We start from the raw sequence: 26,686 nt of genomic DNA, 5'->3' as shown, positions 1-26,686 counted from the left end.
CGCAGTCGGTGACGCGGCGGGCCAGTGGAGGGTTGCCCGGGGGCCGGAATTGCGCGGGCGCATCAGCCTCGCCCCCTGGCGGTGAGGCGCGAGATGTGGCGGGCGTCCAGGCCGGACAGGCCGCGCACCGCGACGTACGCCTTCTCGTGGCCGGGCAGCGAGACCCGCCCGCGCAGCACGGCCTCGGGGTCGCGCTCGATCCGGTCCAGGAGGCGGCGGTAGATGCCCGCCATCGCCGCGACGCAGGCGCCGCTGCGCCGGTCGAGCATCGGGAGCAGCCGGTAGCCCTCGGCGAACAGGGCGCGGGCGCGGCGGACCTCGAAGTGGATGAGGCCCGCGAAGTCCGAGCCGGGGGGCGGGGTGGTCCGGTGGAAGCCCGCCGAGCAGCCGAATTTGGCGAGGTCGTCGGCGGGCAGGTAGGTGCGCCCGTTGCCGGCGTCCTCGCGGACGTCGCGCAGGATGTTGGTGAGCTGGAGGGCGAGGCCGAGGGTGTCGGCGTACTCCGCGGCGCGGTCGGCCCCGCGGGCGCCCGGCGCGGTGCCGAAGACACCGAGGCTGAGGCGTCCGATGGCTCCGGCGACGCACCGGCAGTACGCCTTGAGGTCGTCCCAGGTCTCGTAGGTCACGCCCCGGACGTCCATCAGGACGCCGTCGATCAGCTCGTCGAGTCCGCCGAGCGGGAGCGGGAAGCGGCGGGCGGCGTCGGCGAGCGCGACGGCCACCGGGTCGGTGTGGTCCTCGTCGACCTCGTCCTCGCGGATGCGCTCCAGCAGCTCGCGGGTGCTCTCCAGTCGGGCCCGTTTGGTCTCCGGGTCCAGCTCTCCGTCGCCGATGTCGTCCACCCGACGGGAGAAGGCGTACAGCGCCGACATGGCCTGCCGCTTCTCGTACGGCAGCAGTCTGATGCCGTAGGCGAAGTTACGGGCCTGCTGTCCGGTGACGGCCTCGCAGTAACTGTATGCGGCCTGCACCGGCGGCGACATGTACGTCGTCTGTCCCTCCACGGTCCGGCTCACCTCTCTCCACGCGCTCTTCGCAAGACGATTCCCACTTCGCGCAGCAGGCTGGGCTTGGTGGGCTTGGGCGGTCCGGGCAGTACGTCGAACCCGGCGGCCGAGATCGCCGTGAGCGCACTGCGCCCGCCCCCGACGAATCCGGCGAGGAGCAGCTTGAGCCTGCCGTTGACGCTGCCCACCAGAGGGGGGCCTTCGTTCAGCAGGTCGCTCGCGCGCTGGGCCTCGTACGCGATCAGGGCGCGCACGGAGGCTCCGGCGGAGGGCGCGGCCAGGTCGGATTCGGTGACCCGGAAGCGTTCCAGGTCCTCGGCGGGCAGATAGATCCGGTCGCGCTCCAGGTCCTCGGCGACGTCCTGCAGGTGCTCGACGATCTGGAGCGCGGTGCAGACCGCGTCGGAGCGGCGGACGCGCTCCGGGCTCGCCGTGCCGGTGAGGGCGAGGACCAGGCGGCCGACCGGGTTCGCCGAGAGCTCGCAGTAGCCGACGAGCTCGGCGTAGGTGCCGTAGCGGCGGATCTTCTGGTCCTGGCGGTTGGCCTCGATCAGGCCGAGGAAGGGCTCGGGGGTGAGCGCGCGGCGTCGCACGGTGGGACGCAGGTCGCGCAGCAGCGGGTGGCGCGGGTCCTCGCCGGTCGGGGCGAAGACGCGGCGCAGGTCGGTCTCGAAGGCGTCGAGCATGGCGAGGCGGTCGTCGCTCTGCTCCGGCTCCAGGCCGAGGTGGCGGGCGTCCGCGCCGCCGGGGGCGAGGTCGCCGTCGCCGATGTCGTCGACGAGCCGGGCGAATCCGTAGACCGCCATCAGGTCGTCGCGCCAGGCGCGGGGCAGGAAGAAGGGCGCCACGGGGAAGTTCTCGTCCGCGGCCTTGCCGAGGGTGGCGTCACCGATGCGCGGCTCGGGGGGCGAGGTCACTGCGGGCCGCCCGGCGCGGGGACGGCGAGACCACGTCGGAGCTGGAGATCTTCCGTCAATGCCGTCACATCTCCCGTTCTACACTGCTGACCCAAAACAACCCTTTTCGGACACGCCGCTCAGTCTTCCGAGTGCGCTGCGGCAGAGCGGGCGGTGCTGGGGCGTATCGGCATACTTGCCAGGAATCAGCACCGCTACAGCTTACGTTGCACAGCTCACAGGGGATCGGCGGGGTGGAACGCCCCCCGCCGCTTCCCCGTCGTGCCCGTCAACCTTCCTCGCGCACGGCGGAATTGACGTCATCCGCCGGGAGGAGATCGGCCCCGGACCGGCGCCGGGCACCGCGTGGCCCCCGCCGGACCGGTCCGGCGGGGGCCACGAAAGCGCTTCGGCCTACTTGCCCGTTTCGCGCTCGTACGCCTTGAGGACTTCCTCGGTGGGGCCGTCCATCAGCAGCTCGCCCTTCTCCAGCCAGAGCGCGCGGTCGCAGGTGTCCCTGATCGACTTGTTGTTGTGGCTGACCAGGAAGACGGTGCCCGCCTCCTTGCGCAGCTCGCGGATGCGCTCCTCGGACCGCACCCGGAACTTGCGGTCACCGGTGGCCAGCGCCTCGTCGATCATGAGGACGTCGTGGTTCTTGGCGGCGGCGATCGAGAAGCGCAGCCGCGCCGCCATGCCGGAGGAGTACGTCCGCATCGGCAGGGTGATGAAGTCGCCCTTCTCGTTGATCCCGGAGAATTCCACGATGTCGTGATAGCGCTCACGGATCTCGGCCTGGCTCATACCCATCGCCAGACCGCCGAGCACGACGTTGCGCTCACCGGTCAGATCGCTCATCAGCGCCGCGTTCACACCGAGCAGCGAGGGCTGGCCGTCGGTGTACACCTGGCCGGATTCGGTCGGCAGCAGTCCGGCGATGGCCCGCAGCAGCGTCGATTTTCCGGAGCCGTTGGTGCCGATGAGGCCGATGGCCTCGCCGCGGTAGGCGGTGAAGGAGACACCGCGTACGGCGTGCACCTTCCGGACGCCGCGCGACTCGCCCTTGCCCCGCCGCATCATGCGGCTCAGCGCGGCGGTGGCGCTGCCCCGGCCGCCGCCCGTGCCGTTGACCCGGTACACGATGTGCACGTCGTCGGCGATCACCGTGGGGATGCGCCCCTGTGCGTTGTCCTCAGCCACGGCCGTACCGTTCCTCTGCCTTCCAGAAGTACACGAATCCCACGACGCCCAGCAGCACGGCCCAGCCCAGGCCGGCGGCCCAGACGTGGTCCGGGAGGTTCTCGGAGCCGTAGCCGTCGATCATCGCGAAACGGACCAGGTCCATGTAGATCGCCGCCGGGTTGTACTGCAGCACGTCGGCGATCCAGGCCGGTTTGTCCTTGAGCATCACCGGGATGGAGAACATGACACCCGAGGCGTACATCCAGGTCCGCATGACGAACGGCATCAGCTGCGCGAGGTCGGGGGTCTTGGAGCCGAGCCGCGCCATGACGAGGGCCAGGCCCGTGTTGAAGAAGAACTGGAGGATCAGGGCGGGAATCACCAGGAGCCACGACAGCGAGGGGGAGCTGCCGAAGATGACGGCGACCGAGACCAGCACGATCATCGAGAAGAGCAGCTGCTGGAGCTGCTGGAGCGAGAAGGAGATGGGCAGGGAGGCCCGGGGGAAGTGAAGGGCCCGGACCAGTCCGAGGTTGCCGGAGATCGACTTGACGCCCGCCATCACCGAGCTCTGGGTGAAGGTGAAGACGAAGACGCCGGTGACCAGGAACGGCACGAAGACGTCGTGGGGAATCCCCTCCCTGGTCCCCAGGATCAGCCCGAAGATCAGGTAGTAGACAGCGGCGTTCAGCAGGGGCGTGACCACTTGCCACAGCTGGCCCAGCTTGGCCTGGCTGTACTGCGCGGTCAGCTTCGCCCGGGAGAAGGCCAGGATGAAGTGGCGTCGGCCCCAGAGCTGTCGCATGTACGCGAACAGCCCCGGCCGGGCGCCGCTCACGGTCAGGCCGTATCTGGCGGCCAGCTGGGCCGCGTCGAGGCCCTCGTCGGCGGACGGCGGGGTCCCGAGGGCTACCCCACCGTCGTGGGTCGTGTCACTCACAAGTTGAAACTCTCGTCTTCACGCGCAGCCAGTCGCGGGCGCGGCTCAGGCGGACAGGTCCCGGAAAGAAAATACGCCTCATGCTCTCAGAGGAAAGCCTCTCAGATGACCGGAGGTCGGCCCAGCCTCGTCAGCCGCCACACCGTACGCCACTTCATCGGGCGGCGAGGCCCGCAGGGGGCCGTCCAGCCTTCCCGGAAACCGCCGAACCACGCCTTGAGCGCGGGCGGGGACGGACGCCTCACCAGGGTCAGCAGCAGCCAGACCCCCAGGTAGAGGGGGATCAGCGGGGCGGGCAGGTTCCGGCGGGCGAGCCAGACCCGGTTGCGGGCGACCATGCGGTGGTAGACCGCGTGCCGGGACGGGGCGGTGGTGGGGTGGTTGAGCACCATGTCCGCGCGGTAGTCGATCATCCAGCCCGCGTCCAGCGCCCGCCAGGCGAGGTCCGTCTCCTCGTGGGCGTAGAAGAAGTCCTCCGGCAGCGGACCGACCTCGGCGATGACCCGGGTGCGTACGGCGTTGGCGCCGCCCAGGAACGTCGTCACGCGCGAGGAGCGCAGCGGGTCGGCGGCCCGCAGCCGGGGCACGTGCCGCCGCTGGGTGGCGCCGGTGTCCGGGTCGGTGATCCGGAAGGTGACGATTCCGAGCTTCGGGTCCGCGGTGAACGCCTGCCGGCACAGCTCGGCGGTGTCCCGGTTCGGGAGCAGCCCGTCGTCGTCCAGGAAGAGCAGCGCGTCCACGTCCGCCCCGCAGGGGCCGAACGCCTCGATGCCGACGTTGCGGCCGCCGGGGATGCCCAGGTTCTCGGGCAGTTCCACCGTGCGCACGCCGGCGGGCACCTCCGGGACCGGGGCGCCGTTGCCGACCACCACGACCTCGATCCGGTCACCGTGCTGGGCGGCGACCGAATCGAGGAGGGCGCGGAGTTCGTCCGGGCGATTGCCCATGGTGATGATCACCGCGCCCAGTTTCATGGGAAGAGTCACTTCAGCCTGCTGGACGCCAGGACGGACACCAGGTGCAGCAGGGTCTGCAGCAGCGCGATGCCGGCCATGACCGCCACGGTCAGGCGGGTGTAGAAGAGGTCGCCGGCGAGGGCGTCGACGACGGCCACCACGAGGATCACCAGCGATGCCTCGATCCCGAGGATCAGCCGGTGGAACTTGAGCGCCCCGGCCGCCCTGCGGGCCAGCGCCATACCGGAGGACCGCGGCTCGGACGCCGCTTCCTTGACCGGCGGCAGCCCGCCCTGGTGACGGGCCACGCCCACCAGGTCCGTCTCGGCCTTGATGAGGATCGCGCCGAGCGCGGCGAGCGTCCCGAGGAACGCCCACAGCCAGTCGATCCGGCCCTCGCCCCAGATGTCGGCGGCGCGCAGACCGAGGCCGACGAGCACCGCCGCGTCGCACAGGTAGGCGGCGACCCGGTCCAGATAGACCCCGCTGAGCGAGTACTGCTTCTTCCAGCGGGCCAGCTCGCCGTCCACGCAGTCGAACAGCAGGTAGAGCTGGACCATCACCACGCCGAGCACGGCGCCCCACACGCCCGGCACCAGCAGCGCCGGGGCCGCCAGGGCGCCGGCCAGCGTCATCACGTAGGTGACCTGGTTCGGCGTGACCCGGGTGTTGACCAGGTAGCGGTCCACGCGCAGCGAGACCTCGCGCATGTACATGCGACCGGCCCAGTGCTCGCCGCTGCGCCGGTCCTTCACGCCCGGCGGGTGGACGACCGGACGGAGTTCAGCTGCTGATGGTCGTCGCATAGTCGGCGTACGCGTCCCTGATCTGGTCGGTGGACAGGTTGAGGTGCTCCAGGACCGTGAACCGGCCCGGACGCGTCTGCGGCGCGTAGTCGACGGCCGTGACGAACTCGTCGACGCTGAAGCCGATCTCCTCCGGCAGGACCGGCAGACCGTGGCGGCGCAGTATCGATGCCATCAGGAGGGACTCCTGGCGGGCTCCGCGCAGATGCATGGCGAAACAGGCGCCGAGGCCGACCTGCTCGCCGTGGCTGGCCGCCCGCTGGGGGAACAGCAGGTCGAAGGCGTGGTTGATCTCGTGGCAGGCGCCGGACGCCGGACGTGAGTCGCCCGCGACCGACATCGAGATGCCCGTCAGCACGAGCCCCTCGGCCAGCACCTTCAGGAAGGCGTCGTCGCCGACCCCGCCGGGGTGCCGCAGCACCGCCTCGCCCGCCTGGCGGGCCATCGCGGCCGCCAGGCCGTCGATCTCCTCGCCGTTGACCTCGTGGGCCAGCTCCCAGTCGGCGACACAGGAGATGTTCGAGATCGCGTCGCCGATGCCGGAACGGACGTAGCGGGCGGGGGCCTCGCGGATCACGTCGAGGTCGATGACCACGGCGATCGGGGTGGGGACCCCGTAGGAGCCGCGCCCGTTGTCGTTGTCCAGCGTGGCGACCGGGGAGCACAGGCCGTCGTGCGAGAGGTTGGTCGCGACGGCGACCATGGGCAGCCCGACCCGCGCCGCGGCGTACTTCGCCACGTCGATGATCTTGCCGCCGCCGAGGCCGACGACGGCGTCGTACCGGTTGCCCTTGATGCCGTCGGCGAGCTTCACCGCGGAGTCGATCGTGCCGTCGGACACCGCATACCAGTCGGCGCCCGGCAGCACCGGGGCGAGCCTCTCCTTCAGGGCGCGCCCGGAACCGTCGCTGATCGCGATGGCGAGCTTGCCCGAGGAGGAGATCCGCTGATCGGCCAGGAGACCCGCCAGATCGTCCATGGCGCCCCGTCGGATGTCGACGACGACCGGGGACGGGATGAGCCGGGTCAGTACTGGCACGCGATCTCCCGGCCCTTCTCGAGGTCGTCGTGGTTGTCGATCTCCACCCAGGTCACGGTGCCGATGGGGGCCACGTCGACGGTGAAGCCGCGGTTCACGAGCTCCTGGTAGCCGTCCTCGTAGTAGAGGTCGGGGTCGCGCTCGAAGGTGGTCTTCAGCGCGTCCGCCAGCTCCTCGGCGGCCTCGGCCTCGATGAGGGTGACGCCGATGTACTCGCCGGTCGCGGTGGCCGGGTCCATCAGCTTCGTGATGCGCCGGGCGCCCTTGCCCTCCTCGGTGATGACCTTCATCTCCTCGTCGGCGAGGTTCTTCTCGGTGTCGAGCGCGAGGATGATCTTCCGGCCCTTGCCGCGGGCGTCCAGGAGGGTCTTCTCGACGGAGACCGGGTGGACGGTGTCGCCGTTGGCGAGGATCACGCCGCGCTTGATGACGTCACGGGCGCACCACAGGGAGTAGGCGTTGTTCCACTCCTCGGCCTTGTCGTTGTCGATGAGCGTGAGGGTGAGGCCGTAGGTCGCCTCCAGCTCGGCCTTGCGGGCGTAGACGGCCTCCTTGCGGTAGCCGACGACGATCGCGACCTCGGTGAGTCCGACCTCGGCGAAGTTGGCGAGCGTGAGGTCGAGGACCGTCTTGTCGCCGTCGACAGGGACGAGCGCCTTGGGGAGCGTGTCCGTGTAGGGGCGCAGACGTCGTCCTGCACCGGCTGCCAGTACGAGGCCGATCATGCGAGTTCTCCTTCGTCGTGTACGGCGGGGGCCGAGGAGGACACCCAGAAGCGGATGGACTCCACGAGCACCACCAGAGCCACGGCGACCGCGAGCGCGGTCAGGGCCGTGGTGAAACCTGAGGTGTGGGTGAGTACGGCGGCGAGGACGGCCACCAGCGCGGTGCGGCCCTCGTGTCCACCGATCGTCCGCACCAGCCACTGGGGCGGCGCGCCGGTGCCTCCGCGGATGCGGTACACCGTGTCGTAGTGATGGTAGGCGACGGCCGAGACGAGCCCGAAGGCCGCCGGAACGGCGTGCGGGACGTCGCTGCGGGCCGCCAGCACGAGGATCGTGACGTACTCCGCGGCGCGGAAGAACGGCGGCACCAGCCAGTCGAGCGCCCCCTTGAGCGGGCGGGCGACGGCGAGGCCCGAGAGCAGGACGTACACGGCCGCGGCGGCCACGGCGAGCCGGCCGCCGTACGGCAGGAAGAGGGCCCCGCCGACCATCACCAGCGTGCCGAGCAGGGCGACGGCCGGAGCCGTGTACGCGCCCCGGAGGCCGGGGGCGATCGCCGCGACGCCCTGTGCGAGGGGACCGGAGTCGGCGAGGTCCGCGAGGGCCCGGGCGGCGCGGTCGGTGCGGCTCGCCCTGCGGGTCAGCGAGCGCAGCAGACGGCCCGCCGTGGTGTAGCAGGCGGCCAGGGAGCAGCCGACGAGCAGGGCGTAGAAGACGATGCGCGGCGTGGTGAGCGCGGTGAGCACCGCGATCATGGCCCAGCGCTCGCCGATCGGCAGCACGATCATCCGCCGCACCCAGACCGTCCAGCCGACGTTGTCGAGCTTGTCGGAGAGCGCCGCGGTCGGACTGGTGTTGGCGACCGCGTCGTGGTTGGCCTCGTTGAACGAGAAGTCGACGACATGGCGGCATGCCTGGAGGACCATCGCCGCCAGCGCGAGGACCCATACGTCGTCGCCTCCGCGTACGGCGCCGATGGCGAGTCCGGCGTAGTACGCGTACTCCTTGGCCCGGTCGAAGGTGGCGTCCAGCCAGGCGCCCATCGTGGAGTACCGCAGCGAGTAGCGGGCGAGCTGCCCGTCGGTGCAGTCCAGGACGAAGGAGACCAGGAGGAGGATCCCGGCGGCGACGTAGCCGCCGCGGGTCCCGGTGGCCGCGCCGCCCGCCGCGATGAGCGCGGTGATCAGCGACGCGGTGGTCACCTGATTCGGGGTGAGGCCCCGGCGGGCGCACCAGCGGGCGATGTAGCGGGAGTAGGGGCTGATGCAGTAGGTGGTGAAGAAGCCGTCGTGGGCCTTCACCGCACCGCGCAGCCGTACCGCCTCGTCGTCGACCGAGGCGGTACGGGCCTCCGCGGCGGCCCGCTGGTCCGGGTCCGTGGGGACGGCCGCGACGAGCGAACCGAGGGCGGGGCGCTGTACGGCGACGCCCTCGGCCTCCAGCGCGACGGCGATGCGGCCGGGGACGGTGCGGTCCTCGGGCGCGGGGTCGGTCTCCGGCTCGACGACCGGGGCGCCCGCGCCGACCGCGGCGGTGGTGCGGTGCAGTGCGCGCAGCAGGGCGCCCCGCGCCTCCGGCTGCGCGGTGAGCGCTCCGGGGACGGTGGCGGCGGGGAAGCGCGGGTCGGTCAGTCCGAGCCGCAGCGCGTGGACATGGCCCAGGAAGCGCGGGTCCACGAGGGCGACCCGGCGGCCGGCCGGGACGGCGGCGAGGAGGGCTGCGGCGTCACCGGCGTCGACGGCGGTCTGCACGTCGAAGCCCAGGGTCCGCAGGTCGTCCGCGAGCGACGACCCGGGTACCGGCGTACCGGTGAGAATGGCGGTCGACAGACGAACTCACTCCTTGGCACTGACGGTGGGCGACACACGGCGGCGCGGCCACGAGGTGGGCCGACGGCATGTCGGGTGAGGCTATCGGATGAACGGAAGGCCGGGTTCACCGACCGTTTGCGCGCTGTTCGGGTGAACTCACGCGTGCGGCCACCGTTCGCGATCATCATCATCGATCGGGGGCCCGGCCCACAAACCGCGAGCCGGGCCGCGGGACCACGAGGCTTAGGCTGACGGTCATGACATGGCTGATCACAGGCGGGGCTGGTTACATCGGGGCACACGTGGCGCGGGCCATGGTCGCGGCGGGCGAGCGGGTCGTGGTGCTCGACGACCGCTCCAGCGGCATCGTGGACCGGCTGCCCGACGCCGTCACGCTGGTGGAGGGCTCGGTGTCCGACCGGGCCCTGCTGGACCGGGTGCTGGCGGGCCACGCGGTCAGCGGTGTGGTGCACCTCGCGGCGAAGAAGCAGGTCGGCGAGTCCGTGGAGAAGCCGCTGCTGTACTACCGGGAGAACGTCGCCGGGCTGGCCGTCCTGCTGGAGGCCGTGGTCGCGGCCGAGGTGCCGCGCTTCCTCTTCTCGTCCTCGGCGGCCGTCTACGGCGTACCGGACGTGGACCTCATCACGGAGGAGACGCCCTGCCTCCCGATCAACCCGTACGGCGAGACCAAGCTCACCGGCGAGTGGCTGGTGCGGGCCACCGGCAAGGCGCACGGGCTCTCGACCGCCTGCCTGCGGTACTTCAACGTGGCGGGGGCGGCCGCGCCGGAGCTTGCGGACACCGGGGTCTTCAACATCGTGCCGATGATGTTCGAGCGGCTGACGCGCGGCGAGGCCCCGCGGATCTTCGGCGACGACTACCCGACGCCGGACGGCACCTGTGTCCGCGACTACATCCATGTCGCGGACCTGGCGGAGGCGCACCTCGCCGTCGCACGGCGGCTGGACGGGGCGGGCGCGGGCGACCTGACGCTGAACGTGGGCCGGGGCGAGGGGGTGTCCGTTCGCGAGCTGGCCGTGGTGATCGGCGAGGTGACGGGCCACGATCTGAAGCCGGTGGTCGGGCCGCGCCGGGCCGGTGACGCGCCGCTGGCGGTGGCGTCGGCCGCGCGGATCACCGAGGAGCTGGGCTGGACGGCGCGGCGCGGTGTGCGCGAGATGGTGGAGTCGGCATGGGAGGGCTGGTGTCTGCGGCACCCCGAGGCACGGGCCGCACGACGTCCGTGACGGGGCGGCGAGACACTCCCCGCCGTGCGCGCGAGCGCGGGTCAGCGCTCTGACCTGCGGAACGTTTCCGCAGGTCAGAGCACATGACAACGGTGTTCAGTGCCGTGTTGCCTCATACCCCCCACCCGTAGTTCACTGGCCCCGTCGGGGCGGCTTCGCCCCGGTGCCGTCGCACGGACCTGGAGGCGTTTCGCATGGGGGCTGGCCACGATCACGGGCACACACACGGCGGGCCGCCTCCGACGGGCACGGCTGCCGCCGCGTACCGGGGCAGGCTCCGGGTCGCCCTGGGGATCACGCTGAGCGTGATGGTCATGGAGATCGTCGGCGGGGTGCTCTCCGACTCGCTGGCCCTGATCGCGGACGCCGCCCACATGGCCACGGACGCCCTGGGCCTCGGGATGGCGCTGCTCGCCATCCACTTCGCCAACCGTCCGGCCGGACCGAACCGCACCTTCGGTTTCGCCCGGGCGGAGATACTGGCGGCGCTCGCGAACTGTCTGCTGCTGCTGGGGGTCGGCGGCTACCTGGTCTTCGAGGCGGTCGAGCGGTTCATCACGCCGGCCGAGACGAAGGGCGGCCTCGCCATCGCGTTCGCCGCCGTGGGCCTGGTGGCCAACGTCGTCTCCCTCTCCCTGCTGATGCGCGGGCAGAAGGAGAGTCTGAACGTCCGGGGCGCCTATCTGGAGGTGCTGGCCGACACCCTGGGCTCGCTCGCCGTGATCGTCGCGGCGGGCGTCATCATGACGACCGGCTGGCAGGCCGCCGACCCGATCGCCTCCCTGGTGATCGGCCTGATGATCGTCCCCCGGACGGTGAAGCTGCTGCGGGAGACCCTGAACGTGCTCCTGGAGGCGGCGCCCAAGGGTGTGGACATGGCGGAGGTACGGGCCCACATCACGGAACTGCCCGGGGTCCTGGACGTCCATGACCTGCACGCCTGGACGATCACTTCCGGAATGCCGGTGCTTTCCGCGCATGTGGTGGTGCACCAGGAGGTGCTCGACTCGACCGGGCACGAGAAGGTGCTGCACGAACTGCAGGGCTGCCTCGGGGACCACTTCGACGTGGAGCACTGCACCTTCCAGCTGGAGCCGAGCGGTCACGCCGAGCACGAGGCGCGTCTGTGCCACTGAGACCTCTCGCGGCCGGTGCGCGCGGGCATCGGCCGCGGTGGCGGTGCTAGGGTGCTTTCGCGGAGACGTTCGAGTCTCGCGGTGGAGCGGAACCCGGTGACCCCGGGGCCCTTTTCGAGAGGAGCTGAGGTTGATGACGGTCGCGACGACGCCTGCCCGGCGCGGCAATCGGTCCTTCCTCATCTCCCGGGTTTCCGGCTAGGTCCCCTCACTCCGGATCAGGTCGGAGCCCTCACACACAAGGGTTCCCACGTTGACCGACCACAGCGACGCCTCGCGCACCGAGGCGTTCTTCACCCTGCATCACCGTCTTCCCCGGCAGAGCCCCGGCTCCGACGCGACCACGCGCCGGCTTCTCGCTCTCGCCGGCCCACTGCCCAGCCGACCGCGCGTCCTCGACCTGGGCTGCGGTCCGGGCCGGGCCGCTCTGCTGCTCGCCGCCGAGGCGGGCGCCGAGGTGACCGCGGTCGACCTGCACCAGCCGTTCCTGGACGAGCTGCGGGAGGCGGCCGGGGCCCGCGGCCTCGACGACCGCATCCGTACGGTCCGGGCCGACATGGGCGATCTCACCGGCCCCGCGTTCCCCGAAGGGTCCTTCGACCTGATCTGGGCCGAGGGATCGGCGTACTGCATCGGGTTCGACACCGCCGTGCGCGACTGGCAGCGGCTGCTGGCCCCGGGCGGCGCGATGATGATCTCCGAGTGCGTCTGGACCACGGACGCGCCGTCCGCCGGGGCGCGCGACTTCTGGGACCGCAACGGCTCCCCGCGCACTCTGCCGGAAACCACCGCGGCGGCCCTCGCCGCGGGCTGCACGGTCAGCGCCGTGCTGGTCCAGCCCGAGGACGACTGGGACGCGTACTACGGACCGCTCGCCGAGCGGGTCGAGGGCGCCGACCCGGGCGCTCCCGGTATGGAGTGGGCGATCGCGGCCACCCGCGAGGAGCTGGCCGTGCGGCGGGAGTACGGCGCGGAGTACGGCTACGCCGCGTACGTACTGCGTCCGGTCGATCCCCGGTGGCCCACCCGCGCCGAGACGCCGAAGGACCGTGCGGCCGTGCACGCGGTCAACGCGGCCGCGTTCCCCGCCCGGGACGAGGCCGACCTCGTGGACGCCCTGCGGGCGGACGCCGACGCCTGGCTGCCGGAGCTGAGCCGCGTCGCCGAGGCGCCGGACGGGTCCCTGGCCGCGTACGCGCTGCTGACCCGCTGCCGGGTGGGCGGCGCCCCGGCGCTGGCCCTGGCCCCGGTGGCCACCTCTCCCGCGTACCAGCGGCAGGGTGCGGGGCAGGCCGTGGTGCGGGCCGTGCTCGACGCCGCCCGGGCGCGCGGTGAGGCGCTGGTGCTGGTACTCGGCCACCCCGAGTACTATCCGCGCTTCGGTTTCGTGCCGGCCTCCCGCTACGGGATCCGGCCGGGTTTCGAGGTGCCGGACGAGGCGATGATGGCCCTGGTGCTGGATGAGTCCGTCCCCGTTCCGACGGGCACGATCCGGTATCCGGCGGCCTTCGGGGTCTGACGGCCCGTCCGTCCCGCCGCGCCTCGCGAGCGCGGCGGGACGGACATGCCCGGACCCGCAGTGCGGACAAGCGGCTTTTGTACGGCAGACTTGACCGGACTCCAGGGGCCCGGCGCACGAGGCCGGGGACCAAAGCGAAGGATGGGTATGCCGACCACACCAGCCACCGCGACGCACAGCTCGTCGAACGGCACCGCAGAAGCGATCATGCTCGAACTGGTCGACGAGAACGGCACCACCATCGGCACCGCGGAGAAGCTGGCGGCCCACCAGGCTCCCGGGCAGCTGCACCGCGCGTTCTCCGTGTTCCTCTTCGACGAGCAGGGGCGGCTCCTGCTCCAGCGCCGGGCGCTCGGCAAGTACCACTCCCCCGGTGTCTGGTCGAACACGTGCTGCGGGCACCCCTACCCGGGCGAGGCCCCGTTCGCGGCAGCGGCCCGGCGTACGCACGAGGAGCTGGGGCTTTCGCCCTCGCTGCTGGCCGAGGCGGGCACGGTCCGCTACAACCACCCGGACCCCGCCTCGGGGCTGGTGGAGCAGGAGTTCAACCACCTGTTCGTGGGGATGGCGCAGAAGGCACTGGATCCGGACCCCGAGGAGGTCGGGGAGACGGCCTTCGTGACGGCGTCGGAGCTGGCCGAGCGGCACGCTCGGGGGCCGTTCTCGGCGTGGTTCATGACGGTGCTGGACGCGGCGCGCCCGGCGATCCGTGAGCTGACGGGGCCGTCCGCGGGCTGGTGACCCTCCGCCGGGGCGCGTGCGGGGCGGTCAGAGCTGCGTCTTCAACGGCAGCGCCGCCCAGATGATCTTCCCGCCGCTCGCCGTGTGCTCGACGTCGCAGGTGCCGCCCGCTTCCCCGGTGATGACCTTGACCAGCAGCAGGCCCCGGCCGCCGGTCTGCGCGCAGTCCGTCTCCAGGGCGGTGGGGCGGTAGGGGTGGTTGTCCTCGACCGAGACCCTGACCCAGTCGGAGGCGATGGCCACCTCGACCGCCAGCTCGGGCGAGAGGAGCGCCGCGTGTTTGACGGCGTTGGTGACCAGCTCCGAGACGATGAGCAGGATCCCCTGGAGGATGTCGTCCTCGATCGGCACGCCCTGCCGGCCGAGGAGGTCGCGCACCGCGTGCCGGGCTCTGGGCACGGACGCGTCCACGGCGGGGGCCGTGAAGCGCCACACCCCCTCGTACGACACGGGGTCGGCAGGGGCACTCCCGAGGCTCTCCATCGTCCGGCACCAGCTCTCACTCGCACTGCACTGACCGTCGAGTAAAGAGTGTTGGGAATGGCCTGGTCAGGACCGTGCCACTGAGAGGAAGTAGTCAAGTATCGGCGCTATTTGACCAGATGTGCACGCCGTTGTCGGTGCCGGGACTATTTCCGCTCGTCTTCTGGTGACTCGCTCAGTTCGTCCTCGGTCGGCCCGGTCTCATCGAGCCGCCCCGACACCATGCTGACGATGCGCCGGCCGCCGAGGCCCATGGCGATCAGGCCGAGCCCGTCGAACAGCAGCGCCAGCGAGAAGAAGAGCCCCAGGACGTACAGGCTGCTGTGCGGCCAGTCGAACAGCACCAGCAGACCCAGCAGCAGGCCGAAGGCTCCCTGCACCAGCGTCCATCCCATCTGCGGGCCGCGCACCACCACACTGCCGACCAGCCGGAAGACCCCGCCGGTCAGGAACAGGAGGGCGGCGAACATGGTCAGGGCCTCGGCCGTGCCCTCGGGGTGCTTGATGACGACGACGCCCGCGGCGAGGTTGAGGGCCGCGACCACGACGCCCAGCCAGAAGTAGCTCGTGCCGCGCGACTCGATCGCGTGCAGCAGTCCGACCAGACCGCCGACGAGCAGCAGCCAGCCGAAGAGGAGCATCGAGGTGAGGGTGGCGGCCCCGGTGTAGACGAGGCCGACGACGCCGGCGATCACCAGCAGCGTGCCGAGCAGCGCGAGGCGGCCGAAACCGCGGCTGAGCTTCCGGCCCTCGGCGGTGGGTTCCTTCATCGACAGCTCCTCACGGTGCGTGCCCGGCTCACGACCCCTTCTTGATCATAGGTTCGAACCCTCCGGATAGCATCCGGCGCATGGACCGTACGGAACCCCGGCTGACCACGTCCGTCGAGCGCGGCGTCGCCACCGTCGTGATCACGAACCCCGCCAAGCGCAACGCGATGACCGCCCCGATGTGGCGGAGCGTGCCGAAGCTGCTGGAGCGGCTGGCCGCCGACCCGGCGGTCCGGGTCCTGGTGCTGACCGGGGCCGGCGACACCTTCTGCGCCGGGGCCGACATCTCCACGCTGCGGGAGAGCCCCGCCACCGCCCAGGGCCTGGCCGTGGCGGCCGAGGAGGCGCTGGCCGCGTTCCCCCGGCCGACGCTGGCCGCGGTGCGCGGCTACTGCGTGGGCGGCGGCAGTCAGCTCGCGGCCGCCTGCGATCTGCGGTTCGCGGAGGAAGGGGCCCGTTTCGGGGTCACCCCGGCCAAGCTCGGCATTGTCTACCCCGCCTCGTCCACCCGGCGGCTGGCCGCCCTGGTCGGCCCGGCGACGGCCAAGCACCTGCTGTTCTCCGGCGAGCTGATCGACGCGGAGCGGGCGCTGCGCACCGGCCTGGCCGACGAGGTGCTGCCCGCGGGCGGCCTGGACCGGCGGGTCGAGGAGTACACACGGGTCCTGGCGTCCCGGTCCCTGCTCACCCAGGCCGCGGCGAAGGAGTTCGCCGCGGGCCGGACGGACCGGGACGCCCACTGGGCCGGTGAGGCGCGGGGCAGCGGCGACACGGCGGAGGGCGTCGCCGCCTTCCTGGAGCGCCGCGCCCCCCGTTTCACCTACCCCGCGGGGCCTGCCGGGTGACGTGACGGCTCCTGGCCCGCCATTCCTCGACGAGGGCCGCGGGCGCCTTCTCCGGCGATCCGCAGTCGTAGGGCGGCTGGGGATCGTACTCCGTGAGCAGTTGCACCGAGCGCGCCGCGTCGTCGCCCGCGATCCGGCCGAGCAGGGTCAGGCCCATGTCGATGCCGGAGGAGACCCCGGCGGCGGTGACGTACTTGCCGTCGAGGACGACGCGCTCCCCGGTCGGCTCGGCGCCGAACTCCTTCAGCGCCTCCAGCGCCAGCCAGTGCGAGGTGGCCCGTCGGCCCTTGAGGAGCCCGGCCGCACCCAGCAGCAGGGAGCCGGTGCAGACGGAGGTCGTCCAGGTGCTGGTGGCGTCGGCCGAGCGCAGCCAGCCGAGCAGGGCTCCGTTCTCCATCTGGTCGCCCTGTCCGGGGCCGCCCGGCACGATCACCAGGTCGGGGGACGGCACCTGGGCGAGCGTCTTCTCCGCGACGAGCGAGAGGCTTCCGCTGTCGTTGCGGACGGGTCCGGTCCGTTCGGCGACGAAGACGGTCTCGGCGCCGGGGGCACGGCTGAGGATCTCGTAGGGGCCCACCGCGTCGAGGGCGGTGAAACGGTCGAAGAGAAGGATGGCGATCTGCACGGGTGCTGCCTCTCGGTCGGTCGGGCCGGGCGTCGGCTCGGTCTGTCCGGCGTCGGCTCGGTCGGGTCGCGCGTCGGCTCGGCGGGGTCAGGATTCGGCTCGGCGGGGTCAGGATTCGCCCGGGCGGGGTGGGACGCCGTCCCGGTCCGGTCGGGCGCCGGAGGCCGGGCCGCGGAAGCGGCGGCGGTATTCGGCGGGCGCCGTCGCGAGCGTCTTGACGAAGGCGCGTCGCATGGCTTCCGGGGTGCCGTAGCCACTGGCGCGGGCGACTCGCCCGACGCCGTCGGCGGTGTCCTCCAGAAGCCGGCGGGCGTGCTCCAGGCGGACGCGCTCGACGTACCGCCCAGGGGTCGTTCCGGTCTCGGCCCGGAACGCGCGGGCGAAGTGCCGGGGCGAGAGCCGGGCGCGGGCGGCGAGGGCCTCGACCCCGAGGTCGGCGTCGGGATGCCGGGTGATCCAGTGCTGGACCTCGCGCAGCGGTTCGCGCCGGGCTGTCTGGGCGCTGAGCTGGGCGCTGAACTGGGCCTGGTTGCCGGGGCGGCGCAGGAACACCACGAGGTGCCGGGCGATGGCCAGCGCCAGGTCCCGCCCGTGGTCCTCCTCCACGAGTGCGAGGGCGAGGTCGATGCCCGCGGTGACGCCCGCCGAGGTGGCCAGCCGCCCGTCCCGTACGAAGATCGGTTCCGGGTCGACCAGGACGGCCGGATGGTCGCGGGCCAGCTGCTCGCAGTAGTTCCAGTGGGTGGTGACCCGGTGCCCGTCGAGCAGGCCCGCCCCCGCCAGCAGCAGGGCCCCGGTGCACACGGAGACCAGCCGCTCCGCCCGCGGCGCGTGCTCGCGCAGCCAGCCCGTCAGCTCCGGGCGGGGCCCGCGGGTGCCCCGGCCGCCGGGCACCAGCAGAGTGTGCGGCGCGGGGGCGTCGGCCAGGCTGCTGTCGGGCACCAGGGTCAGGCCGCTGGTGGCCCGGACGGGGCCGCCGTCGAGCGAGGCGGTCCGCAGCTCGTAGGAGACGCCCGGCGCCCGGGAGGCTCCGGCGAAGACCTCCATGGGGCCGCTCACGTCGAGGCTCTGGACGCCGTCGAAGAGGACGACGAGGACGGTTCGCTGCTTCACGTCCGCCATCCTGGGCGGTGGGCGGCGATGGCCGCAATGACGCGTACCCCACCTTTCCTGCCATCACCCTGTCCCGGGAAACGCCCTCGGCCCGTCCTCCGGCAAGCCGTCGGCCGATCACGGGGCATCTCCCCCCGCCCGGGGTTCCACGCCGTACCGACCAGTCGGTAACGTGCTGGCATGAGTACTCTTCCGGCCCGCGCGGAGCGCCGCTGCCACAACGCCGTCAACCCGCTGCACTCCTGCCTCTTCTTCTCCCCCGACCTCGGTGCGGAGATGGGGAAGATAGGCATCGAGGACGCCGTCGCCGCCTACTTCGCCACCCGGGCCGCCGCGCTCGGCGCGGTGGGGGCGGGGACCGTCGCCGCCACCTTCTACAACTTCAACCCGGTGCTGGTGGCCCGCCACGTGCCCGCCGTCTGGGAGACCGCCTCCCCCGACGTGGTCCTCCGGGCCCGGCTGCGCGCGGCGGACGCGACACTGCGGCGGCTGCTCGGCGAGGAGATCATCTCCTCCGAGGCGATGGCCGAGGCGGCCCGGCTCGCACTGCGCGCCACCGAGGCATGCACCCCGCACGCCCGCCCGCTGTACGCCGCGCACGCGGACCTGCCCGTGCCCGAGGAGCCGCACCTGGCGTTCTGGCACGCCGCGACCCTGCTGCGCGAGCACCGGGGAGACGCGCACCTCGCCGCCCTCCTCGCGGCCGGCCTGGACCCGCTCGAATCGCTCGTCAGCCACACGGCCACCGGCAAGGGCATGGCGGTTCGCTGGATCCTGTCCTCCCGGGGCTGGCGGCGCACCGACTGGGAGGCGGCGTCCGACCGGCTGCGGCGGCGCGGACTGCTCGGCACGGGCGAGGAGCCGACGCTGACCGAGGCCGGCACGGCCCTGCGCGCGGAGGTGGAGGAGGCGACGGACCGGATGGACATCGCCCCGTACGAGCACCTGGGCGCGGAGGGTGTGGAGCGGCTCACCGAACTCGGGCGCGGCTTCCTCTCCACGGCCGCCGCCGCCGGCGCGTTCCCGGCCTCTGCGACCGGCCTGGGCTGACCCGCGCCGCCCGGGGCCCCGGCGCCCGCCGCCGGGGCCCCGGGCGTGTTGCCCGACGTCACGCGACACGGCCCCCGGCCACCCGGCACAATGCAGGCCAGGGGGGATGCCCCCGACAAGCAAGAACGTGCTCATCGCGACACGAGCACGGCCAGCACAGCCAGTACGAGAAGGCGAGTCGGGAAAACCGTGACGACGTCCATCGAAGGCAGGATCGCCGAGGAGCTCGGCGTACGTGAGCGACAGGTCAGGGCCGCCGTAGAGCTGCTCGACGGCGGATCGACCGTGCCGTTCATCGCGCGCTACCGCAAGGAGGCGACCGAATCCCTCGACGATGCGCAGCTGCGCACGCTGGAGGAGAGGCTGCGCTATCTGCGGGAGCTGGAGGAGCGGCGGGCGTCGATCCTCCAGTCCGTGACCGAACAGGGCAAGCTCGACGCGGCACTGGAGGCGAGCATCCGGGCCGCCGCGACCAAGGCGCGCCTGGAGGACATCTACCTGCCCTTCAAGCCGAAGCGGCGGACGAAGGCGCAGATCGCCCGGGAGGCGGGGCTCGAACCGCTGGCGGACGGCCTCCTCGGCGATCCGTCCATCGAGCCGCTCGTGGCCGCCGCCGCGTTCGTGGACGGGGAGAAGGGCGTCGCGGACCCGGCCGCCGCACTCGACGGCGCGCGAGCGATCCTCACCGAGCGGTTCTCCGAGGACGCCGACCTCACCGGCGAGCTGCGCGAGCGCATGTGGACGCGCGGCCGGCTGGCGGCGAAGGTACGCGAGGGCCAGGAGGAGGCGGGCGCGAAGTTCGCCGACTACTTCGACTTCGCGGAGGCGTTCACCGCGCTGCCCTCGCACCGGGTGCTCGCGATGCTGCGCGGCGAGAAGGAGAACGTGCTCGACCTGGTCCTGGAACCGGAGGAGCCGGAGGCCGCCGACCGGCCTGGTCCCTCCGCGTACGAGAACATGGTCGCCCGCCGCTTCGGCATCGGCGACCGAGGCCGCCCCGGGGACAAGTGGCTCGCCGACACCGTGCGCTGGGCGTGGCGGACCCGGATCCAGGTGCACCTCGGCATCGACCTGCGGCTGCGGCTGCGCACGGCGGCGGAGGACGAGGCGGTGCGCGTCTTCGCCTCGAACCTGCGCGACCTGCTGCTCGCCGCGCCGGCGGGCACGCGGGCCACGCTGGGGCTGGACCCCGGGTTCCGTACGGGGGTGAAGGTCGCGGTCGTCGACGCCACCGGCAAGGTGGTGGCCACCGATGTGATCCATCCGCACGTGCCGGCGAACAAGTGGGACCAGGCGCTGGCGAAGCTCGCGCACCTCGCGAAGGAGCACGCGGTCGACCTGATCGCGATCGGCAACGGCACGGCGTCCCGCGAGACGGACAAGCTTGCCGGTGAACTGATCGACAAGCACCCGGAGTTGAAGCTCACCAAGGTCATGGTCTCGGAGGCGGGCGCCTCGGTGTACTCCGCTTCCGCGTTCGCCTCGCAGGAACTGCCCGACATGGACGTGTCGTTGCGCGGCGCGGTGTCGATCGCACGGCGGCTCCAGGACCCGTTGGCCGAACTGGTGAAGATCGACCCCAAGTCGATCGGTGTCGGCCAGTACCAGCACGACCTGTCCGAGGTGAAGCTGTCCCGTTCGCTGGACGCGGTCGTCGAGGACTGTGTGAACGGGGTCGGCGTGGACGTCAACACGGCGTCCGCCCCCCTGCTTTCACGCGTCTCGGGGATCAGCTCGGGGCTCGCCGAGAACATCGTCGCGCACCGGGACACCAACGGCCCCTTCCGGTCCCGCAAGGCGCTCAAGGCCGTGGCACGGCTCGGCCCGAAGGCGTACGAGCAGTGTGCGGGCTTCCTGCGGATCCGGGGCGGTGACGACCCGCTGGACGGCTCCAGCGTGCACCCCGAGGCATACCCGGTGGTGCGGCGGATGGGGAAGACCGCGGGCGGCGAGGTCGCCTCGCTGATCGGCAACGCGGAGGCCCTGCGGTCGCTGCGCGCGGCGGACTTCGTGGACGACATGTTCGGGCTGCCGACCGTGACGGACATCCTCAAGGAGCTGGAGAAGCCGGGGCGCGACCCGCGTCCGGCGTTCCGTACGGCGACCTTCAAGGAGGGCGTCGAGAAGCTCGGGGACCTGGAGCCCGGCATGGTGCTGGAGGGCGTCGTGACCAACGTGGCCGCGTTCGGCGCGTTCGTCGACATCGGCGTCCACCAGGACGGTCTGGTGCACGTCTCGGCGCTGTCGAAGACGTTCGTGAAGGATCCGCGCGACGTCGTGAAGCCCGGGGACATCGTGAAGGTGAAGGTCATGGACGTCGACGTGCCGCGCAAGCGGATCTCACTGACGCTGCGGCTGGACGACGAGCCCGGCGCGGGCGGCGGTTCCGGCGGTGGGCAGCAGGGCCGCGGCGAGCGGGGCGCCCGCCCGCCGAAGCAGCGCCAGGGCCAGAACCAGGGCGGGCCGTCCGGTGGCGGTCAGGGCCGTCAGGGCGGCGGCCGGGACCGGCGCGGCGGCGGCGCGTCCCGGCAGGGTCAGGGAGCCCCGGCTCCCGCCAACAGCGCGATGGCGGACGCGTTGCGGCGCGCCGGGCTGACCGATCCGAAGCAGGGCGGCCGGGGGCGCTGAACCGACCGGATTCCGGGGGCGGGCCGCAGGCCGCGGCCCGCCCCCGAGCCGTGCTCAGGCTTCCTTGACCTGGCCGTCCGCCACCTCGATGCGACGGGTGGTCCTGACCGCCTCCAGCATCCGCCGGTCGTGCGTGACCAGCAGCAGGGTGCCCGTGTACGTCTCCAGGGCCGCCTCCAACTGCTCGATGGCGGGCAGGTCCAGGTGGTTCGTCGGCTCGTCGAGCACCAGGAGGTTGACGCCGCGGCCCTGGAGCAGGGCCAGGGCCGCACGGGTGCGCTCCCCCGGGGACAGGCTGGTCGCGGGACGCGTCACATGGTCGGCGCGGAGACCGAACTTGGCGAGCAGGGTGCGGACTTCGGCCGGTTCCGTGTCGGGCACGGCCGCGCAGAACGCGTCCAGCAGCGACTGCGCGCCCAGGAACAGCTTGCGGGCCTGGTCCACTTCCCCGACGACGACGCCCGAACCGAGCGTGGCGTTCCCGGAGTCCAGCGGCAGCCGCTCCAACAGGGCGGCCAGCAGGGTGGACTTGCCCGCGCCGTTGGCCCCGGTGATGGCGACCCGGTCCGCCCAGTCGATCTGGAGCGAGGCGGGGCCGAAGGAGAAGTCGCCGCGCACCACGCGGGCGTCGCGCAGCGTGGCGACCACGGATCCGGAGCGCGGCGCGGAGGCGATCTCCATGCGCAGTTCCCATTCCTTGCGCGGTTCGTCGACGACGTCGAGGCGTTCGATCATGCGCTGGGTCTGCCGGGCCTTCGCGGCCTGCTTCTCGCTGGCCTCGCTGCGCGCGTTGCGTCCGAGCTTGTCACCGTCGGTGGCCTTGCGGCGCGCGTTCTTGACGCCCTTGTCCATCCAGGAGCGCTGCATATGGCCGCGCGCTTCGAGGGACGCCTTCTTGTCGGCGTACTCCTCGTAGCCCTCCCGGGCGTGCCGGCGGGCTGTCTCGCGCTCCTCCAGGTAGGCCGCGTAGCCTCCGCCGTACAGGGTGATCTGCTGCTGGGCGAGATCCAGCTCCAGCACCTTGGTGACCGTGCGCATCAGGAACTCGCGGTCGTGGCTGATGACGACGGTGCCCGCGCGCAGGCCGGACACGAAGCGCTCCAGGCGCTCCAGTCCGTCGAGGTCGAGGTCGTTGGTGGGCTCGTCCAGCAGGAAGACGTCATAGCGGGAGAGGAGCAGCGAGGCGAGTCCCGCGCGGGCCGCCTGTCCGCCCGAGAGCGCGGTCATGGGGCGGTCGAGGCCCACGGTCAGCCCCAGCTCGGCGGCCACCTGCTCGGCCCGCTCCTCCAGGTCCGCGCCGCCGAGGGCGAGCCAGCGCTCCAGGGACTCGGAGTACGCGTCGTCCGCGCCCGGGGCCCCGGCGACCAGGGCCTCGGTCGCCTCGTCCATGGTGCGCTGGGCGTCGGCGACGCCGGTGCGGCGGGCCAGGAACGCGGCCACCGTCTCGCCGTCGCGGCGCTCGGGCTCCTGCGGGAGGTGGCCGACGGTGGCCGTGGGCGGGGAGAGCCTCAGCTCGCCCTCCTCCGGGCGGTCGAGACCGGCGAGCAGGCGGAGCAGGGAGGATTTGCCCGCGCCGTTGACTCCGACGAGACCGATCACGTCGCCGGGGGCGACGACGAGGTCGAGCCCGGCGAAGAGCGTGCGGTCGCCGTGTCCGGCGGCGAGGTTCTTGGCGACGAGAGTGGCAGTCATCAGGATGCCGATCCTAATCGGCTCCGGGCCGCCCCCGGTCCTCGGTGTCCCGGGCCCGCTCTCGGCGCCCTGCGCCCTGGGTCGGCGGCTTGCGGTGTTATCGACCTGCTCGGCATGGCCCCCGCGACCGGCCGACGGGATTCGACTACGCCCCGGAACCCACGCCGATGCCCTCGCCGCGGCCCGAGTGGCCGTGGTGGCGGTCCCGGACTGCGGGCACACCGTCATGCTGGACAATCCGGAGGGCTTCGCCCGTGCCGCCGCGGCGGCGCTCGCGGACCGAGGCCGGCCGTAGCGCCCCGCACGAGCGGCGCGGCGGCAGGCGCGGACGGGGGGCCGGGCCGAAGCACGAGCTGGTCCGCACCGACCGGGTGCGGCCCGGCCCGCCGCGCCCCCGGCTTCGCCCACCATCTCGTCGGCGTCCGTGCGGCGGCGGGCGCGTACCGATCGGACAGGAGTGACCGTGATGGCGGATGTGACCGTGCTGGCGGATGTGATCGTGGTGGGCGGCGGGGTCGTGGGGCTCACCACCGCCGTGACGCTGGCGGAGCGCGGGCTGCGGGTGCGGGTCTGGTCGCGCGACCCGGCCGGGGCGACGACCTCGGCGGTGGCGGGCGCGCTGTGGTGGCCGTACCGGATCGAGCCGGCGGGGCGGGTGGGCGACTGGGCGCTGGAGACGCTGGCGGTCTACGAGGAGCTCTCGGCCGTACCGGAGGAGACCGGCGTACGGCGGGTGGCGGGGCTGCACGGCGGGGAGCGGCTCGCGGCGCTGGGCGACTGGTCGGCCGGGCTGAAGGGCGCCCTGGAGGTGCCCGAGGGGCTGCGGGTGACGCTGCCGCTGCTGGACATGCCCGTCCATCTGGCGTGGTTGGAGCGGCGGCTCACGGCGGCGGGCGGCGCGGTGGAGCGGCGGGTGGTGACGGGGTTCGACGAGGCGGCGGCGGGCGGTGCGGTGGTGGTGAACTGCACGGGGCTCGGGGCGCGCGAGCTGGTGCCCGACGCCGGGGTGCGGCCGGTTCGCGGACAGCTGGTCGCGGTGGAGAACCCGGGGATCGAGGAGTGGTACACCGAGGCGGATCCGGCGTCGGCCGCGACGACGTACTTCTTCCCGCAGCCGGGCCGCCTGGTCCTGGGCGGTACGGCCGAGGCGGACGATCCGCGCACGGAACCCGACCCGGGCACGGCGCGGGAGATCATGGCGCGGTGTGCGCGGATCCGGCCGGAGATCGCCGGAGCCCGGGTGCTCGGGCACCGGGTGGGGCTGCGGCCGGCGCGGGAGGCCGGGGTACGGATCGAGGCGGAGGCGCTGCCCGGCGGCGGTCCGCTGGTGCACAACTACGGGCACGGCGGCGCGGGAGTGACCGTGGCCTGGGGGTGCGCGCGGGCCGCGGCGGCGCTGGTGGTCTGACCGGGGGCCCGGCGGGAACGGGTGCACGCCGACGGGCCTGCTCGGACCGGGCCTGCTAGAGCGGGACTGCTGGGAGCGGGACCGCCTGTAGTACGGGCCTGGCCGTGGGGGTCCGCGCCGGTGCACGGAGCCGGAGCGTCCGGAACACCGGCGTACGGAGCCCGGGCGTCCGGCCCCGGGCGCGGGGCGCCGAACGGGAGCCCGCGACCGGTCGTTCGGGTCGCGGGCTCCCGAGCGGATCGGCGGTCCCCCGGTCAGTCGGAGGGACGCTTCTCCGTGGCCGTGGAGCCCGATCCGGTGGGACCGGGCTTCCCGCTCTCGTCCGTGGTCGTCGTGGGCCCGGGGCCGATGCGGATCTCGAAGTCGCCGGCGTACTTGGCGTGTCCCTCGATCACCGCCGACTCGACCGCCTCCACACCGAACTCCTGCCGGACGATCTGCGGGTCCTTGCGGAGGTCCCGCATCAGGGCCACGCACATGCCGATCATCACGATGGTGAAGGGGGCGGCCACCAGGATGGTGAGGTTCTGGAGCCCTTGGAGCGCGTTCTCCTCGCCCTCACCGATGAGCAGCATGATCGCGGCGACGGCCCCGGTCACCACACCCCAGAAGATGACGACCCACTTGCCCGGCTCCAGGACGCCCCTCTGCGAGAGGGTGCCCATGACGATGGAGGCGGCGTCGGCTCCGGAGACGAAGAAGATGCCGACCAGGACCATCACCAGGATGCTCGTGAGCGTGGCGATCGGAAACTGCTGAAGGACGCCGAACAGCTGTGCCTCGGGGGTGTCGGCCCCGGCGAGCTTCCCGGCCTCGTCCAGCTTCATGGCCGAGCCGCCGAAGACGGCGAACCAGATGAGGCTGACCGTGCTGGGCACCAGGATGACGCCGCCGACGAACTGACGGATCGTGCGGCCGCGGCTGATGCGGGCGATGAACATGCCGACGAAGGGCGTCCAGGAGATCCACCAGGCCCAGTAGAAGACCGTCCAGCTGCCGAGCCAGTCGGCCACGTCACCGCCGCCGGTCGCCTCGGTGCGTCCGGCGAGCTGCCCCAGGTCGGTCACGTACGCACCGAGGGACGTGGGCACGAGGTCCAGCACGAAGATCGTGGGACCGGCGATGAAGACGAATACGACGAGAAGCAGCGCCAGGACCATGTTGATGTTGGACAGCCACTGGATGCCCCGCTCGACGCCGGAGATCGCGGAGGCGACGAAGGCGCCCGTCAGCACGGCGATGATGGCGACGAGAAGTCCGGTGCCGGCCTTCTCCAGCCAGTCCAGTTCCTGGATGCCGCTGCCGATCTGGAGCGCGCCGAGGCCCAGGGACGCCGCCGAGCCGAACAGGGTGGCGAAGATGGCCAGGATGTCGATGACCCGGCCGACCCCGCCGTACGCGTGACGCTTGCCGATCAGCGGTTCGAAGACCGCGCTGATCGTCTGCCGCCTGCGCATCCGGTAGGCGCTGTAGGCGATGGCCAGCCCGACCACCGCGTAGATGGCCCAGGGGTGCAGCGTCCAGTGGAAGAGCGTGGTCGCCATCGCCGTCTGCATGGCCTCGGCCGAGTCGGCGGGGTCGGTGCCCGGCGGCGGGTTCCGGAAGTGGGCGAGGGGTTCGCTCACGCCCCAGAACATCAGCCCGATGCCCATCCCCGCGCTGAACATCATCGCGACCCAGGAGATGGTCCGGAACTCCGGTTCCTCGCCCTCCTGGCCGAGGCAGATCTTGCCGTACCGGCTGACGGCCAGCCACAGTGCGAACACCACGAAGGTCGACGCGGCCAGTATGAAGGCCCAGCCGCCATTGTGGATCAGTCCGTTGAGGAGACTGCTGGACACGCTCTCCAAGGAGTCGGTGGCGGTCGCCCCCCACACGACGAAGGCGAGCGTGAAGAGCGCCGTGAATCCGAACACCACTCGGTCGGTGGTGGGGGTCCTAGTACTGACCGGATCGGGAGGGAGGTCCGCCGTGACCGACAGCCCTTCCCGCCCGCCCGTTGTCTGGTCGTCCTGGGACACGAATGACACCTTTCACCGAGTCTGAAAAACGCTCTGGTTAGGCAGT

Annotated in this window: 23 protein-coding genes and 1 pseudogene; 9 read left to right on the top strand and 15 right to left on the bottom strand. The window is 72.3% G+C overall.

Annotated features, from left to right (window positions below):
• Nucleotides 1-62: 62 nt before the first annotated feature.
• From hpnD to ACIQMU_RS08490, 9 genes are all read right to left on the bottom strand, one after another.
• The gene (gene hpnD / locus ACIQMU_RS08530; protein ID WP_402688583.1) at nucleotides 63-983 is read right to left on the bottom strand and encodes a presqualene diphosphate synthase HpnD; all 921 of its coding nucleotides are present in this window, start codon (nucleotides 981-983) and stop codon (nucleotides 63-65) included.
• A gap of 29 nt (nucleotides 984-1,012) precedes the next feature.
• Nucleotides 1,013-1,924: a squalene synthase HpnC gene (hpnC, locus tag ACIQMU_RS08525; protein ID WP_352238804.1), complete on the bottom strand. Its 912-nt coding sequence runs from the start codon at nucleotides 1,922-1,924 to the stop codon at nucleotides 1,013-1,015.
• 393 nt (nucleotides 1,925-2,317) lie between these two features.
• A complete protein-coding gene (locus ACIQMU_RS08520) occupies nucleotides 2,318-3,103 on the bottom strand; it encodes an ABC transporter ATP-binding protein (protein WP_352238805.1) in 786 nt (261 codons plus the stop codon).
• Entirely contained in the window at nucleotides 3,096-4,025 is a 930-nt protein-coding gene (locus ACIQMU_RS08515; protein WP_352238806.1) for an ABC transporter permease, read from the bottom strand. The genes ACIQMU_RS08520 and ACIQMU_RS08515 overlap by 8 nt, the downstream gene beginning before the upstream one ends.
• A 101-nt stretch (nucleotides 4,026-4,126) precedes the next feature.
• Nucleotides 4,127-4,999 carry a glycosyltransferase gene (locus tag ACIQMU_RS08510; protein WP_352239008.1) on the bottom strand — a complete coding sequence of 291 codons (873 nt, stop codon included), beginning with the start codon at nucleotides 4,997-4,999 and terminating at the stop codon, nucleotides 4,127-4,129.
• Nucleotides 5,000-5,007: 8 nt separating this feature from the next.
• Complete coding sequence (locus ACIQMU_RS08505; protein WP_352238807.1) at nucleotides 5,008-5,787, bottom strand: CDP-alcohol phosphatidyltransferase family protein; 780 nt, start codon at nucleotides 5,785-5,787, stop codon at nucleotides 5,008-5,010.
• A complete protein-coding gene (locus tag ACIQMU_RS08500; RefSeq protein ID WP_352238808.1) occupies nucleotides 5,765-6,826 on the bottom strand; it encodes an iron-containing alcohol dehydrogenase family protein in 1,062 nt (353 codons plus the stop codon). The genes ACIQMU_RS08505 and ACIQMU_RS08500 overlap by 23 nt, the downstream gene beginning before the upstream one ends.
• Nucleotides 6,814-7,551 carry a phosphocholine cytidylyltransferase family protein gene (locus tag ACIQMU_RS08495; RefSeq protein WP_352238809.1) on the bottom strand — a complete coding sequence of 246 codons (738 nt, stop codon included), beginning with the start codon at nucleotides 7,549-7,551 and terminating at the stop codon, nucleotides 6,814-6,816. The genes ACIQMU_RS08500 and ACIQMU_RS08495 overlap by 13 nt, the downstream gene beginning before the upstream one ends.
• Nucleotides 7,548-9,302 carry a DUF5941 domain-containing protein gene (locus tag ACIQMU_RS08490; RefSeq protein WP_352238811.1) on the bottom strand — a complete coding sequence of 585 codons (1,755 nt, stop codon included), beginning with the start codon at nucleotides 9,300-9,302 and terminating at the stop codon, nucleotides 7,548-7,550. Before ACIQMU_RS08490 ends, ACIQMU_RS08495 begins: the two co-directional genes overlap by 4 nt.
• 317 nt (nucleotides 9,303-9,619) lie before the next feature.
• Here ACIQMU_RS08490 and galE point away from each other — a divergent pair, with 317 nt between their 5' ends.
• The 4 genes from galE (at nucleotide 9,620) to idi (ending at nucleotide 14,005) form a co-directional block, all read left to right on the top strand.
• Nucleotides 9,620-10,609, top strand: coding sequence for a UDP-glucose 4-epimerase GalE (gene galE / locus ACIQMU_RS08485; protein ID WP_352238812.1), 990 nt, complete (start codon nucleotides 9,620-9,622; stop codon nucleotides 10,607-10,609).
• Nucleotides 10,610-10,803: 194 nt separating this feature from the next.
• Nucleotides 10,804-11,745 carry a cation diffusion facilitator family transporter gene (locus ACIQMU_RS08480; RefSeq protein ID WP_352238813.1) on the top strand — a complete coding sequence of 314 codons (942 nt, stop codon included), beginning with the start codon at nucleotides 10,804-10,806 and terminating at the stop codon, nucleotides 11,743-11,745.
• 253 nt (nucleotides 11,746-11,998) lie between these two features.
• Nucleotides 11,999-13,264, top strand: a complete 1,266-nt coding sequence (locus ACIQMU_RS08475; RefSeq protein WP_402688497.1) for a GNAT family N-acetyltransferase — start codon at nucleotides 11,999-12,001, stop codon at nucleotides 13,262-13,264.
• A 147-nt stretch (nucleotides 13,265-13,411) separates the two neighbouring features.
• Nucleotides 13,412-14,005: an isopentenyl-diphosphate Delta-isomerase gene (idi, locus tag ACIQMU_RS08470; RefSeq protein WP_352238815.1), complete on the top strand. Its 594-nt coding sequence runs from the start codon at nucleotides 13,412-13,414 to the stop codon at nucleotides 14,003-14,005.
• 27 nt (nucleotides 14,006-14,032) lie between these two features.
• On the opposite strand, the gene ACIQMU_RS08465 is transcribed toward idi, so the two are convergent.
• Entirely contained in the window at nucleotides 14,033-14,488 is a 456-nt protein-coding gene (locus ACIQMU_RS08465; protein ID WP_352238816.1) for an ATP-binding protein, read from the bottom strand.
• Nucleotides 14,489-14,634: 146 nt separating this feature from the next.
• Nucleotides 14,635-15,258: a DUF308 domain-containing protein gene (locus tag ACIQMU_RS08460; RefSeq protein WP_352238817.1), complete on the bottom strand. Its 624-nt coding sequence runs from the start codon at nucleotides 15,256-15,258 to the stop codon at nucleotides 14,635-14,637.
• A gap of 80 nt (nucleotides 15,259-15,338) precedes the next feature.
• On the opposite strand from ACIQMU_RS08460, the gene ACIQMU_RS08455 reads away from it, so the two are divergent.
• Nucleotides 15,339-16,103: an enoyl-CoA hydratase/isomerase family protein gene (locus tag ACIQMU_RS08455; RefSeq protein ID WP_402688496.1), complete on the top strand. Its 765-nt coding sequence runs from the start codon at nucleotides 15,339-15,341 to the stop codon at nucleotides 16,101-16,103.
• Here ACIQMU_RS08455 and ACIQMU_RS08450 read toward each other — a convergent pair.
• Nucleotides 16,075-16,728 carry a DJ-1/PfpI family protein gene (locus ACIQMU_RS08450; RefSeq protein WP_352238819.1) on the bottom strand — a complete coding sequence of 218 codons (654 nt, stop codon included), beginning with the start codon at nucleotides 16,726-16,728 and terminating at the stop codon, nucleotides 16,075-16,077. The genes ACIQMU_RS08455 and ACIQMU_RS08450 overlap by 29 nt on opposite strands.
• Nucleotides 16,729-16,836: 108 nt before the next feature.
• Complete coding sequence (locus ACIQMU_RS08445) at nucleotides 16,837-17,850, bottom strand: GlxA family transcriptional regulator (RefSeq protein ID WP_352238821.1); 1,014 nt, start codon at nucleotides 17,848-17,850, stop codon at nucleotides 16,837-16,839.
• Nucleotides 17,851-18,021: 171 nt separating this feature from the next.
• Here ACIQMU_RS08445 and ACIQMU_RS08440 point away from each other — a divergent pair, with 171 nt between their 5' ends.
• Together ACIQMU_RS08440 and ACIQMU_RS08435 are read left to right on the top strand one after the other, a co-directional pair.
• A complete protein-coding gene (locus tag ACIQMU_RS08440; protein WP_352238822.1) occupies nucleotides 18,022-18,891 on the top strand; it encodes an SCO6745 family protein in 870 nt (289 codons plus the stop codon).
• Nucleotides 18,892-19,080: 189 nt separating this feature from the next.
• Nucleotides 19,081-21,519 (top strand): Tex family protein, encoded by a 2,439-nt coding sequence (locus ACIQMU_RS08435; protein ID WP_352238823.1) that lies wholly within the window; start codon nucleotides 19,081-19,083, stop codon nucleotides 21,517-21,519.
• A gap of 54 nt (nucleotides 21,520-21,573) precedes the next feature.
• Here ACIQMU_RS08435 and ACIQMU_RS08430 read toward each other — a convergent pair whose 3' ends face one another.
• Nucleotides 21,574-23,211: an ABC-F family ATP-binding cassette domain-containing protein gene (locus ACIQMU_RS08430; protein WP_352238824.1), complete on the bottom strand. Its 1,638-nt coding sequence runs from the start codon at nucleotides 23,209-23,211 to the stop codon at nucleotides 21,574-21,576.
• Nucleotides 23,212-23,374: 163 nt separating this feature from the next.
• Here ACIQMU_RS08430 and ACIQMU_RS08425 point away from each other — a divergent pair.
• Nucleotides 23,375-23,506 (top strand): annotated as a pseudogene (locus tag ACIQMU_RS08425) (alpha/beta hydrolase); the annotation flags it as partial.
• Nucleotides 23,507-23,677: 171 nt separating this feature from the next.
• On the top strand, nucleotides 23,678-24,619 hold the full coding sequence (locus ACIQMU_RS08420) for an FAD-dependent oxidoreductase (RefSeq protein WP_402688495.1): 942 nt from the start codon (nucleotides 23,678-23,680) through the stop codon (nucleotides 24,617-24,619).
• Between the two features lie 254 nt (nucleotides 24,620-24,873).
• On the opposite strand, the gene ACIQMU_RS08415 is transcribed toward ACIQMU_RS08420, so the two are convergent.
• Complete coding sequence (locus ACIQMU_RS08415; protein WP_352238825.1) at nucleotides 24,874-26,640, bottom strand: BCCT family transporter; 1,767 nt, start codon at nucleotides 26,638-26,640, stop codon at nucleotides 24,874-24,876.
• Between the last annotated feature and the right edge of the window lie 46 nt (nucleotides 26,641-26,686).

Origin of the sequence: Streptomyces sp. NPDC091649, assembly GCF_044756785.1 — a bacterium.
In the GTDB taxonomy this organism is placed as follows: Bacteria; Actinomycetota; Actinomycetes; order Streptomycetales; family Streptomycetaceae; genus Streptomyces.
This window is presented reverse-complemented; position numbering and strand designations above follow the sequence as displayed.